The sequence below is a fragment of the Bartonella sp. TT119HLJHH genome (assembly GCF_042193385.1).
Taxonomy (GTDB): Bacteria; Pseudomonadota; Alphaproteobacteria; order Rhizobiales; family Rhizobiaceae; genus Bartonella.
The window spans coordinates 1-900 of the sequence record NZ_JBHILS010000117.1; the positions used below are offsets into that span (position 1 = coordinate 1).

2 protein-coding genes and 1 pseudogene are annotated in these 900 nt (G+C 40.0%); all 3 read right to left on the reverse strand.

Features of this window, described 5'->3' with window-relative positions:
* Nucleotides 1–188 precede the first annotated feature (188 nt).
* On the reverse strand, nt 189–317 hold the full coding sequence (locus ACFIJL_RS09660; protein ID WP_375624504.1) for a hypothetical protein: 129 nt from the start codon (nt 315–317) through the stop codon (nt 189–191).
* Entirely contained in the window at nt 305–712 is a 408-nt protein-coding gene (locus ACFIJL_RS09665; protein WP_375624506.1) for a hypothetical protein, read from the reverse strand. The genes ACFIJL_RS09660 and ACFIJL_RS09665 overlap by 13 nt, the downstream gene beginning before the upstream one ends.
* Nucleotides 709–900: pseudogene (locus ACFIJL_RS09670) on the reverse strand (hypothetical protein); the annotation flags it as partial. The gene ACFIJL_RS09665 and the pseudogene ACFIJL_RS09670, both read right to left, overlap by 4 nt.

Sequence of the window (900 nt, forward strand, 5' to 3'; positions counted from 1 at the left end):
GGATCATCGCTTTATCGACACCTGGTTTTTCCCATAATGCTAAAGTTGATGGAGGAGGTTGGTTAACACATCCAGCTATATTTAAGAGAGCTATGCAACTCAACAGTTTTAAGATTTTCTTCATTTTTCCCCTCTTTCAATGGATTTATTTACGATAAAACAGCTCGAAAGCTTGTTGATATTTCCTGTCACCGCTGCTTAAAACAACGGTGAACAATATTGAGATGATTGGTTGAGGAAACAATCCCGCCATTCCAAGTGAAGGCAAGGATGGCGGATTGTTGATCATCACAAACAGCAAAACTTAAGGCTCGCATTCAGGTTGTTCTGGATGCTTTTTACAAAACGGGCTGTTCAAGCGCTTCTTGACACTGCGCTGTGGTATGACAGCACCTGGACGACAAATGGGAAGGTTTTCGGCTCTAAAAGTATAACACCAATTACCTCCCAACTTATCTTTATAGCGAAATCCTGCTTGGAGCATGCAAGCATGAATTGTTGCTTTAGCATTAATGCTTATATTTTCACTTTCTGGATCAACATCATAAGGCGTTGGCATACCACATTCTAACAAAGCTTTTCCTACCTCAGTAAAATCAGTAACACTATTTTTCTCCCACATACTCAAATACCCTGGAGCAGGCTTATCAATGTTACATCCAGCGATATTTAACAGAATGAGACCACTTAATAATTTCAAGATTTTCTTCATTTTTTCCTCCCTGAATATTTTGAATAAATTGGCGTACGATTAGGTGAACCATAGCGCGATGTACACGCATAACCTGCATGACCATAACAAGCATGAACACTGGGGTAGCCTTTAAATATTTGCCCTCTCTCTTTCCAGGGACCACTTCCAGGAGGTATTTGCTCAAAAGTGTAAGGATTTTTGCCAAT

Bases quoted from the DNA above. Each gene is read 5' to 3' on its own strand.
- ACFIJL_RS09660 (WP_375624504.1), bottom strand. From the start codon at position 317: ATGCGAGCCTTAAGTTTTGCTGTTTGTGATGATCAACAATCCGCCATC.
- ACFIJL_RS09665 (WP_375624506.1), bottom strand. From the start codon at position 712: ATGAAGAAAATCTTGAAATTATTAAGTGGTCTCATTCTGTTAAATATC.